Annotated in this window: 13 protein-coding genes; 8 read left to right on the top strand and 5 right to left on the bottom strand. The window is 71.8% G+C overall.

The window, feature by feature from the left end:
* The first annotated feature begins 5 nt into the window (after positions 1-5).
* The 6 genes from B0I31_RS33810 to B0I31_RS33785 are packed head-to-tail and all read left to right on the top strand — an operon-like array spanning position 6 to position 4982.
* Complete coding sequence (locus B0I31_RS33810; protein WP_106619480.1) at positions 6-779, top strand: thioesterase II family protein; 774 nt, start codon at positions 6-8, stop codon at positions 777-779.
* 17 nt (positions 780-796) lie between these two features.
* Positions 797-1771, top strand: a complete 975-nt coding sequence (locus tag B0I31_RS33805) for a TauD/TfdA family dioxygenase (protein ID WP_245950628.1) — start codon at positions 797-799, stop codon at positions 1769-1771.
* A gap of 3 nt (positions 1772-1774) precedes the next feature.
* On the top strand, positions 1775-2599 hold the full coding sequence (gene fabI, locus B0I31_RS33800) for an enoyl-ACP reductase FabI (protein WP_106619478.1): 825 nt from the start codon (positions 1775-1777) through the stop codon (positions 2597-2599).
* A 21-nt stretch (positions 2600-2620) separates the two neighbouring features.
* Positions 2621-3235 carry a hypothetical protein gene (locus tag B0I31_RS33795; RefSeq protein ID WP_106619477.1) on the top strand — a complete coding sequence of 205 codons (615 nt, stop codon included), beginning with the start codon at positions 2621-2623 and terminating at the stop codon, positions 3233-3235.
* Positions 3232-4185: an ATP-binding cassette domain-containing protein gene (locus tag B0I31_RS33790; RefSeq protein ID WP_106619476.1), complete on the top strand. Its 954-nt coding sequence runs from the start codon at positions 3232-3234 to the stop codon at positions 4183-4185. Before B0I31_RS33795 ends, B0I31_RS33790 begins: the two co-directional genes overlap by 4 nt.
* A complete protein-coding gene (locus tag B0I31_RS33785) occupies positions 4182-4982 on the top strand; it encodes an ABC transporter permease (protein WP_425444452.1) in 801 nt (266 codons plus the stop codon). Before B0I31_RS33790 ends, B0I31_RS33785 begins: the two co-directional genes overlap by 4 nt.
* Before the next feature lie 85 nt (positions 4983-5067).
* On the opposite strand, the gene B0I31_RS33780 is transcribed toward B0I31_RS33785, so the two are convergent.
* Together B0I31_RS33780 and B0I31_RS42225 are read right to left on the bottom strand one after the other, a co-directional pair.
* Positions 5068-5277, bottom strand: coding sequence for a hypothetical protein (locus tag B0I31_RS33780; protein ID WP_073888275.1), 210 nt, complete (start codon positions 5275-5277; stop codon positions 5068-5070).
* Between the two features lie 30 nt (positions 5278-5307).
* Positions 5308-5901 carry a hypothetical protein gene (locus tag B0I31_RS42225; protein WP_245950627.1) on the bottom strand — a complete coding sequence of 198 codons (594 nt, stop codon included), beginning with the start codon at positions 5899-5901 and terminating at the stop codon, positions 5308-5310.
* Between B0I31_RS42225 and B0I31_RS33770 the strand changes: the two genes are divergently transcribed.
* Positions 5861-6988 (top strand): sensor histidine kinase, encoded by a 1128-nt coding sequence (locus tag B0I31_RS33770; RefSeq protein ID WP_245950626.1) that lies wholly within the window; start codon positions 5861-5863, stop codon positions 6986-6988. The two genes, B0I31_RS42225 and B0I31_RS33770, sit on opposite strands and share 41 nt — an antisense overlap.
* On the top strand, positions 6985-7632 hold the full coding sequence (locus B0I31_RS33765) for a response regulator (protein WP_106619474.1): 648 nt from the start codon (positions 6985-6987) through the stop codon (positions 7630-7632). The genes B0I31_RS33770 and B0I31_RS33765 overlap by 4 nt, the downstream gene beginning before the upstream one ends.
* Before the next feature lie 3 nt (positions 7633-7635).
* Here the strand turns inward: B0I31_RS33765 and B0I31_RS33760 are convergent, their stop codons facing one another.
* From B0I31_RS33760 to B0I31_RS33750, 3 genes are read right to left on the bottom strand one after another with little or no spacing between them, the layout of a single operon-like run.
* Positions 7636-8337, bottom strand: a complete 702-nt coding sequence (locus B0I31_RS33760; protein ID WP_106619473.1) for an SDR family oxidoreductase — start codon at positions 8335-8337, stop codon at positions 7636-7638.
* The gene (locus tag B0I31_RS42785) at positions 8334-8729 is read right to left on the bottom strand and encodes a MaoC family dehydratase (RefSeq protein ID WP_106619472.1); all 396 of its coding nucleotides are present in this window, start codon (positions 8727-8729) and stop codon (positions 8334-8336) included. Before B0I31_RS42785 ends, B0I31_RS33760 begins: the two co-directional genes overlap by 4 nt.
* Positions 8726-9172 (bottom strand): FAS1-like dehydratase domain-containing protein, encoded by a 447-nt coding sequence (locus B0I31_RS33750; RefSeq protein WP_181320670.1) that lies wholly within the window; start codon positions 9170-9172, stop codon positions 8726-8728. The genes B0I31_RS42785 and B0I31_RS33750 overlap by 4 nt, the downstream gene beginning before the upstream one ends.
* Positions 9173-9443: the final 271 nt, after the last annotated feature.

Raw genomic sequence — 9443 nt, 5'->3', positions numbered from 1 at the left:
TGCGCATGGCGGCCACGACCACCGCCGACCGCTGGCTGCGCACGCGCACGCCCCGGCCGTCCGCCGCGCTGACCCTGGTGTGCCTGCCGCACGCGGGCGGTTCGGCGAGCTACTACCGCGACTGGGGCGCCCGGCTGCCGGCGTCGGTCGAGGTGCGCGTCGTGCAGTACCCCGGCCGGGAGGAACGCCTGGTCGACGCGCCGGTGGACGACATGGCGGCGATGGCCGACGTGCTCACCGACGTGCTCGCGCCGCTGTTCGACCGGCCCGTGGTGCTGTTCGGGCACAGCATGGGCGCGGCCATCGCCTACGAGGTGACCCGGCGGTGCGAGGACCGCGGCCGCCCGCCCGCGCTGCTGGTGGCCTCCGGGTTCGCCGCACCGCACCGCCGCACGCCACGCGACCTGCACGCCCGGGGCGACGACGTGCTCGTCACCGAGATCACCCGCGTGTCCGGTGCGGACGCCGCCGCGCTGGCCGACCCCGACCTGCGCGAACTGCTGCTGCCGATGATCCGGGCCGACTACCGGCTCATCGAGCGGTACGCGCCGACCGCTCCGCCGCCCGTGAGCACGCCGATCGTGGTCTACCGCGGCGACGCCGACCCCGACGTGGACGCGGACGGCGGCGAGGCGTGGCGCGACCTCACCGCGGCGGGCGGGCTGCGCGAGCACCGCGCGTTCGACGGCGGGCACTTCTACTTCCGGCACGACCCGACCGCCCTGCTCGGGGCGATCTCCGCACACCTCGGGCGGGTCCGCCCGGTGACGACTCACTAAGGGTGAGGGAAATGTTGTTGGCTAACCAAGACACGCTGACCACCGCCACGCTGGAGGCCGACGAGCACGAGTGGCTCGACCGGATCGCCCGCGACCTGCTGGACGTGGCGGGCGGGCGGCTCGACAGCCCCGAGTGGGTCGCCGCCGCACGCCGGATGTGGGAGGACGCGCCCGCGCCGCTGCGGCACGCGCTCAAGGAGTTCCGCCGCGACTCGGGCACCGGCGGCGCGTTACTGCTGCGCAACCTGCCCGTGGACGAGGAGAACCTGCCGCCGACGCCGAAGGCCGAGGGTTCCGTGGTGCGCGAGGCGACGGTGTCCGCCGCCGTCCTCCTGCTCGTGGCGCACGGGCTGGGCGACCCCGGCGCGTTCCGGGCCGAGAAGTCCGGCGCGCTGGTGCAGAACGTGGTGCCGGTGCCGGGCAAGGAGGAGGTGCAGGGCAACGTCGGTTCGGCGCACCTGACCTTCCACACCGAGAACGCGTTCCACCAGCACCGGCCCGACTTCGTGCTGCTGGTGTGCGTGCGCCCGGACCACGAGCGGGTGGCCGAGCTGCGGCTGGTGTGCTCGCGCCAGGTGCTGCCGAAGCTCGGCGAGCAGGCCCGCGCGGCGCTGTCGTCGGCCGAGTTCGTCACCGCGCCGCCGCCCTCGTTCGGCGCCACGTCCGCCGCAGTGCCGCCGCGTGCCGTGCTGCACGGCGACGCCGACGACCCTGACCTCTGCGTCGACCAGGCGGCCACGCAGCCCGTCACCGAGCGGGCCGTCGCGGCGATGGCGGAACTGGGCGAGCTGTTCGACAACTCGTTCAACGCGCTGCGGCTGACCGCGGGCGACCTGGCGATCGTGGACAACCGCGTCACCGTGCACGGCCGGTCGGCGTTCACCCCGCGCTACGACGGCGCGGACCGCTGGCTGCAGCGCACGTTCGTGTTCGCCGACCTGCGCCGGTCCCGGGGCCACCGCCCCGGCGACGGCTACGTGCTGGAGAGCTGAGCCGTGGACCTGCTCAAGGGCAAGACCCTGCTGGTCACCGGCGTGCTCACGCCGAACTCCATCGCCTACCACGTGGCCCGGCTGGCGCAGGAGGAAGGCGCGAACGTCGTCCTCACCGCCTACGGCCGCGTGCGCCTGGTGGAACGGCTCGCGCAACGCCTGCCCTCGCCCGCGCCGGTGGTCGAGCTGGACGTCACCGACGCCGACCACCTCGCGGCCCTGCCGGAGCGGATCGGCGCGCACGCGGACCGGCTCGACGGCGTGCTGCACTCCGTCGCCTACGCACCGCCCGAAGCGCTCGGCGGGAACTTCCTCACCGCCCGCTGGGACGACGTGGCGCCCGCGTTCCACGTCTCCGCCTACTCGTTGCAGGCGCTGGTGCGGGCGGTGCGGCCGATGCTGGCGCCGGGCGGTTCCGTGGTGGGACTGGACTTCGACGCCTCGCAGGCCTACGCCGAGTACGACTGGATGGGCGTGGCCAAGTCGGCGCTGGAGTCCTGCGCCCGGTACCTGGCCTCCTACCTGGGCCGCGACGGCATCCGGGTCAACCTCGTCGCGGCCGGTCCGCTGCGCACCACCGCGGCCATCGCCATCGGGCCGGGCGGTGACGAGGCCGCCCGCCGGGAAGGGCAGCGGTGGCACGCCAAGTCGCCGCTGGGCTGGGACGACCAGGAGTTCACCCCGGTGGCCCGCGCGTGCGTCGCCCTGCTGTCGGACTGGTTCCCCGCGACGACCGGCGAGATCGTCCACGTCGACGGCGGCGCGCACGTGATCGGCGACCGGCCCGGTGTCCCCGTCACGGCGACGCCACCATCGGCGGGGTCGTGACCGTGGCCCACCGCGAAGGGGATGGGTTCCTTGGTGCAGACCCGAGAGGCGCAGGCGGCGGCGCAGGACCCGTTCGTGCTGTACCTGATCGTGGCGTGCGAGATCGCGTTCTGGGTCGTGCTGGCCTCGGGACTGCTGGCCCGGTACGCGCTGCGCAGGCCACGCCTGGGCGGGGCGCTGCTGGTGGGCGTGCCGGTGGTCGACCTGGTGCTGGTGGTGGCGTGCGCCGTCGACCTGCGCACGGGCGGCACGCCCGGCATGACGCACAGCCTGGCCGCGGCCTACCTGGGCATCAGCGTGGCATTCGGTCCGTACCTGGTGGAGCGGGCGGACGCCTGGTTCGCGCACCGCTTCGCCGGCGGCCCGAAGCCGCCCCGCCCGCCCCGGTACGGCCGGGCGCGGCAGCGGCACGAGTGGGTGATGTGGTTGCGCTGCCTCGCGGCGCTGGCCATCTCGTCGGTGTTGACGCTGGTGATGTTCCTGATCGGCGGGCCGAGCACGGTCGAGCTGTGGAACTTCGAGATCCAGCTCGCCGCGGTGACCGCGATCTGGTTCGTCGGCCTGCCGCTGCGCTTGACGTTGTTCCCGCCCCGGGCACCGGTCGGGGCGGACGACCACACGGAGGAGGAGCGGTGACCGCAGCCGTCGAGGCGCGAGGCGTCGTCAAGTCGTACCAGGCGCACCGCGCGCTCGACGGCGTGGACCTGACCGTGCCCACCGGGACGGTGCTGGGGCTGCTGGGCCCCAACGGCGCGGGCAAGACCACGATGGTGCGGGTGCTGACCACGTTGCTGCGGCCCGACGCGGGCGACGTCCGCGTGGCCGGGTACGACGTCGTCACGCAGTCCGCCGACGTGCGGCGGTCCATCGGCCTGTCCGGGCAGTACGCGGCCGTGGACGAGAGCCTGACCGGGTACGAGAACCTGTACCTGGTCGGCAGACTGTACGGCTTCAAGGCCGCCGCGGCCCGCGATCGCGCCCGGGAGCTGCTGGCGCTGTTCCGGCTGGAGCAGGCCGCGTCCCGGCTGCTGCGCACCTATTCGGGCGGCATGCGGCGGCGGCTGGACCTGGCCGGTGCGCTCGTCGCCCGGCCACCGGTCGTCGTGCTGGACGAGCCCACCACGGGCCTGGACCCGCGGTCCCGGCTGGACACCTGGGAGATGGTGCGGCGGCTGGTGGACGACGGCGCGTCCGTGCTGCTGACCACCCAGTACCTGGAGGAGGCCGACGTCCTGGCCGACTCGATCGTGGTGATCGACCGGGGCCGGGTGGTGGAGCGGGGCACGTCCGACGAGCTGAAGGCCCGCGTCGGCAGCGAACGGCTGGAGATCGTGGTCGCCGACCGCGCCGACCTGCCCGAGCTGGTGCGCGTGCTCACCGAGGTCGGCGCGGCCGAGCCCGTGGTGGACGACCACCTGCGGCGGGCGCACGTGCTCGTCCACGTCGGCCCGAAGACGCTGGTGGAGGCGTTGAACCGGTTGGACGCGCGGGACGTGCGCGTGCTGGACGTGTCGCTGCACCGGCCCAAGCTGGACGACGTGTTCCTGATGCTCACCGACCGCGCCGACGAGGGGGAGGACTCGTGACCGCGGTGGTCAAGGTCGCCGTCGACGGCTGGATGATCGCCTGGCGCAACCTGCTGCACGTGCGGCGCAGCGTCGACTGGGCGTTCGCCGCGGTGGTGCAGCCGGTGATGTTCGTGCTGCTGTTCGGGTTCGTGTTCGGCGGCCTGCTCGGCGGCGCCGCCTACCGGGAGTACCTGCTCGCCGGGATCCTGGTGCAGACGCTGGCGTTCAACTCCGCGTTCACCGTCATCGGCCTGTCGACCGACCTGCGCAAGGGTTTCATCGACCGGCTGCGGTCGCTGCCCATGTCCGGTGTGTCGGTGATGGTCGGCCGCACGCTGTCCGACCTGGCGGTGAGCGTGGTGGCGATGCTCGTGACGTGCCTGTGCGGCCTGCTCATCGGCTGGCGGGTGCGGGGCAGCTTCCTGGACGCGGTGCTGGCGTTCCTGGTGCTGCTGGTGTTCGCGTTCGCCATGTCGTGGATCGGGGCGCTCATCGGGCTGATCTCGCCGAGCCCGGAGGCCGCGCAGAGCGCCGGGCTGATCTGGCTGACCCCGCTGACGTTCGTGTCGTCCGGTTTCGTGCCGGAGGAGTCGATGCCGGGTCCGCTGCGGGTGATCGCCGAGTGGAACCCGCTGACGGCGGTGATCAACGCGGTGCGGGAGCTGTTCGGCAACACCGTGCCGGGGCTGGACGTCGCGTCCGGCTCCTGGCCGGACGACCACGCGCTGGCCTACGCGTGGCTGGCGTCGCTGGTGATCGTGGCGGTGTTCGTGCCGTTGAGCATGAGGGCCTACCGCCGGGTCGCGGCCCGGTGACCTGGGTTACCGGGGTAGGTGGGACGGGCGCCCGTCCCACCTACCGGGCGGCGGCCAGGGGAGGCCGCCGCTGTCCCGGTCGACGTCACCGCCGCCGGGTGGCGACCATCGACCGGTACACCGCCGTGATGGCGAAGATCAGCGCGCCGACCATCGCCACCGTGATCGCGACGTTGGCCACGTCGGACACCTTGCCGCCGATGAAGTACTGCTTGATCAGGTTGCACCCGACGATCAGGACGACGTACACCCACCACGGGGCCCACCGACCGTCGTTCGCCTTGCCGTCAGCCACTTGTCCTCCTAGTCGGGCGCGGGCACACCCTCAGCACAGTTCCTTGATTTTCGCGGCGCCCTGGGCGATGTCGTCGGAGTTGTCCGACAACAACTGGCGTGCCGCGGCCAACACCTTGGCAGCCCGCGACGATTCGTCCATGTTCCCGGCGATGTCGTCGATTACCGAACCCAATGTCTTCGCGGCTTCGCTCTTGCCGTCCGGACTGGCGGACACCCATCCGTTCGCCACGTGGCACAGCAAAGTCGTGCGACCGTCGTCGGTGTTGTCCGGCGACGATTGGTTCGCGGACGGTTCGCACCCGCTCAGCGCGAAAGCCGACACCACCGCCAGTGCTACCGCCACGCTTTTCACGGTGACATCCGCTCCTCCCGGTGTGGTCGGCGGGCGGTGCGCCTGCCGTGACACCATCATCGCGAGCGCGGCGGGTGCGCGGCATCGGCGGTCGGAGCGATCAGGCGTCATCACTTCGGCCGATGCGAGCCGGGTGGGCGTGTGCTGTGATCGCGCGGTGCACGCCGGAATAAGTCGGGTCGTCTCCGGGCTGCGGAAGTTGCCGGAGTGGCAGCACGACGCGCTCATCGTGATCAGCTCGTTGCTGGTCGGCTCGGTGTTGTTCGCCACCGGCCTGTACCCGTTGTTCAACCTCGACGACCCGATTCCGCTGTGGGTGCGGGTGCTGTTGTTCGGCGGCATCTGCGTGGTGGAGGCGTTCCGCCGGATCGCGCCGGGCACGGCCCTCGCGGTCGGCACGGCGTTCCTGCTCGTGGACTGCGTCATCGGCGTCGGCACCCCCACGCTCGTGGTGTACGCGGACCTGCTCTACGCGGCCACCCTCTACGGCCCGCGCCGGCTCAGCCGCGACATGGTGCCGATCGCGGTGCTGACGTCGATCAGCACGATCACCGCGACCGTGCTGCTGGTGCCCGGCTGGCGGGCCACGGTGCTGGCCGCGTTCGCCGTGCTGCCGTTCCTGCTGATCCCGGTGTGGTGGGCGACGAACGTGCGGCAGCACCAGCGGATGGCCGAGGTCGAGCGCGCGAACGCCCGCCAGCTGGCCAAGATCGCCGAGCTGGACCGGACGGCCGCGGTCGCCGCCGAACGCGCGCACATGGCCCGTGACCTGCACGACGTGATCGCCGGGCACCTGTCCGCGATCGCCATCCAGGCCGAGGCCGCGCTGTCGTTGAAGGACGAGGACCCGATGACGCGAGTGGTGCTCAAGTCCGTGCGCGAGAACAGCGTCAGCGCGTTGGAGGAGATGCGTGCGATGATCAACATCCTGCGCGCCGACGTCACCGACCCGGACGAGCCGACCGCGCCCGCCCGGCTGGCCCAGCTGTCCCGGCTGATCGAGTCGGCCCAGGCGGGCGGCATGCGGCTGGACGTGCGGGTGGACTACGACGACACGGAGGCGTTGCCCGCCGCGGTGGACCTGACCGCGTACCGCATCGCCCAGGAAGCGCTGACCAACGCCATGAAGCACGCACCGCGCACGAGCGTCGTCCTCGAACTGCGCCGCACGGACACCGAGATGGTGCTGGAGGTCGTCAACGAGCTGCGCGACGGCGGCACCGGGGGAGGGCTGGGCACGGGGCTGCTGAACATGCGTGAACGCACGGCGGCCGTCGGCGGCTCGCTCACCGCCGGGCCGTCCGACGGCTCGTGGAAGGTCCGCGCGGTCCTGCCGCTGCCCGAGGTGGAGCGGTGAGCATCAGGGTGCTGGTGGTCGACGACCACGCGGCCGTGCGGGCGGGACTCGTGCTGATCCTGGGCAACGCCGAGGGCATCGAGGTGGTCGGCGAGGCCGGTGACGGCGCCGCCGCGATCCGCCAGGCCAGGGCGCTGCGGCCGGACGTGGTGCTGATGGACATCCGCATGCCGGGCCTGGACGGGATCGCCGCGACCAAGGCGCTGCACGGTGACAGCGTGGCCCAGGTGCTCGTGCTGACCACGTTCGACCTGGACGAGTACGTGTTCGCCGCGCTGCGCGCGGGTGCCGCGGGCTTCCTGCTCAAGTCGGTGGACGCGCCACGCCTGGTGGAGGCGGTGCGGCTGGTCGCGGCGGGCGAGAACGTGCTCGGCCCGGAGATCACCCGCAAGCTGATCAAGGCCTACGCCGAGGCGCCGGTGAAGACCCAGCCGGCCGCCGACCGCCGCCTCGACCAGCTGACCGAGCGGGAACTGGACGTGCTGCGCTGCCTGGGCCGCGGCCTGTCCAACGCCCAGATCGCCAACGAGCTGTTCATCAGCGGCGCCACGGCCAAGACCCACGTCTCCCGCATCCTGACCAAGCTCGAACTGCGCTCCCGCGTCCAAGCCGCCATCTACGCCCAGGAGAACGACCTGGTGTGACGGCTACCAACCGAGCGCGCCGCCACCGGTGACCGGGATCGTCGCACCGGTCACATAGGTGGACCCGGCGACCCAGCGCACCACCTCGGCGACCTCCTCCGGCCGGGCCAGCCGCCCCAGCGGCACCTGGTCGATCAACGCCTGCCGCTGCTCGTCCGTCAGCACGGCGACCATGTCGGTGTCCACGGGCCCAGGCGCGACGACGTTGATCCGCACCCCGCGCCGCCCGTACTCCAGCGCCACCGACCGTGCGAACCCCTCCAACGCCGCCTTGGCCGCCGCGTAATTCGCCTGACCGGGAGATCCCGCGCGCGCCGACGCCGACGACACCAACACGATCGACCCCGTCCGCGCCTTCGCCATCGCGGGCAGCACCCGCTGCACCACCCGGAACGTGCCGAGCTGCGTGACCTCGATGATCTCCCGGTAGTGCTCCTCGGGCATCCGCGCGAGCAACCCGTCCCGCGTCAGCCCCGCGTTCAGCACGACCACTTCCGGCGCACCCTGGTGCGCGGTCACCTCGGCGACCGCGTCAGCCACCCGACCGGCATCCACCAGGTCCAACTTCACCCCGAACACACCGTCCACAGCCACACCCGACCCCCGATGCGTCCCCGCCACCCGGTCACCGGCCCGCACGAACTCCCGCGCCACCGCCTCCCCGATACCCCGGTTGGCACCGACCACCAACACCGACCGCGTCATACCCGCACCTCCACCACAGCCTCACCGCGCGCCACCGTGACACCGTCCTCCCGCACCGCCGCCACCTGCAGACGCGCCGTCCCCGCCTCCACCGACACGACCTTCCCGCCACACGTCACCCGCGACCCGACCGGCGTCGGCGCCGTGAACCTCGCCTTGAACGACCGAAGCTCACCGGCCGCCGGCCACGACGTGACCAGCCGCCCCAGGTGCGCCATCACGAGCATCCCGTGCGTCACCACCCCGTCCAGCCCACCCCGCCGCGCCGCCTCGTCGTCCAGGTGCACGGGATTGTCGTCACCCGAGGCGACTGCGAACTCCCGAAGCTTCTCCCGACTGATCGCCGCCACCTCGACCACCGCCAACCGGTCACCGACCACGGGCGCGCTCACACCGTCTCCTCGTCCTCGATCACGAGCACCTGTCGCAAATCCACCAGGTGTTCACCACCCCGGTACACGGCCGTCTCCTGCACGACGAACTCCAACCGCCCACCCATGCGCCGGTAAACATCGGCGACCACACTCTCGAACCGCAACTCCTCACCGGCGTGCACACTGCGGTGATAGGTGAACGACTGCTCGGCGTGCAGCACGCGCAACGGATCGAGCCCCATCTCGACCAACAATTCCTCGCCCCGAACCTCAAGCTCCAACCCGAACAACATCGTCGGCGGCAACACGACATCCGGATACCCGGCCGCCCGCGCCGCCTCGACATCCCAGTGCACCGCGCCGACCTCTCCGATCACCCGCGCAAATGCCACCACCCGCTCCCTCGGCACCCGCAGCACCACCGGCTCGAGCCGTTTCCCAACGAATTCCGGAGCAATCATCATCAAACCGTACCCAGCCCACCCCCACGCCGCGAGACCACGCCCAACCACCACGTCGGTTTACCGAAATCTATATTTTCACCGATTCACCACACCGCACCACCAGCCGACAAACCCGCCCACATCGGACCCGCAACCCACCGCAGAGGCCCGATTTCACATGGGGTTCGGGTGGTTTAGAGCGTGTCTTACGTGGTGTGTTTGGTGAGTCGTTTGTGGCAGGTGAGGGTGGCGGCGAGGGTGAGGAAGGCGGTGTAGAGGTCGGCGCGGC

This window comes from Saccharothrix carnea, from assembly GCF_003014735.1.
Classification (GTDB): domain Bacteria; phylum Actinomycetota; class Actinomycetes; order Mycobacteriales; family Pseudonocardiaceae; genus Actinosynnema; species Actinosynnema carneum.
The sequence above is the reverse complement of the archived record's forward strand: the minus strand, read 5'-3'. Positions and strand labels throughout refer to the sequence as shown.

Excerpts from the sequence above, each read along its gene's own strand:
- B0I31_RS33810 (WP_106619480.1), top strand. The coding sequence starts at position 6 with ATGGCGGCCACGACCACCGCCGACCGCTGGCTGCGCACGCGCACGCCC.
- B0I31_RS33795 (WP_106619477.1), top strand. The coding sequence starts at position 2,621 with ATGGGTTCCTTGGTGCAGACCCGAGAGGCGCAGGCGGCGGCGCAGGAC.
- B0I31_RS33760 (WP_106619473.1), bottom strand. The coding sequence starts at position 8,337 with ATGACGCGGTCGGTGTTGGTGGTCGGTGCCAACCGGGGTATCGGGGAG.
- B0I31_RS33750 (WP_181320670.1), bottom strand. The coding sequence starts at position 9,172 with ATGATTGCTCCGGAATTCGTTGGGAAACGGCTCGAGCCGGTGGTGCTG.